This window comes from Enterobacter sp. PTB, from assembly GCF_051130085.1.
Lineage (GTDB): Bacteria > Pseudomonadota > Gammaproteobacteria > Enterobacterales > Enterobacteriaceae > Enterobacter > Enterobacter ludwigii.
Map to the genome: position 1 here is coordinate 1 of NZ_JBDKEE010000207.1, position 225 is coordinate 225.

Consider the following 225-nt stretch of genomic DNA (forward strand, 5'->3'; position numbering starts at 1 on the left):
GGCTTGCTGACGCGCAAAAACAGCGGCGTTTTCCCCGCTCAGTGGCACCGGATATTGACAGCCTGCTTCGACTCGGGCGTCAGAAAGGTCCCGCAGCAGGATTGTTAAAGCGGCTGGAATACCTCTACCAGTCCTGCACGGAGCCGGTAACGCAGCAGTCGGATTTATTTCGTCTGACCCACGCTATCGAATATCTCAGGGCGCAGGGCTGGGTTAACGCGGTAG

Annotated in this window: 1 protein-coding gene; it reads left to right on the top strand. The window is 57.8% G+C overall.

Annotation, left to right across the window (positions count from 1 at the left end; translation table 11 throughout):
• A partial coding sequence (locus AAIR21_RS28260) for a DUF2913 family protein (RefSeq protein ID WP_434682894.1) occupies positions 1-225 on the top strand: 225 nt, incomplete at both ends.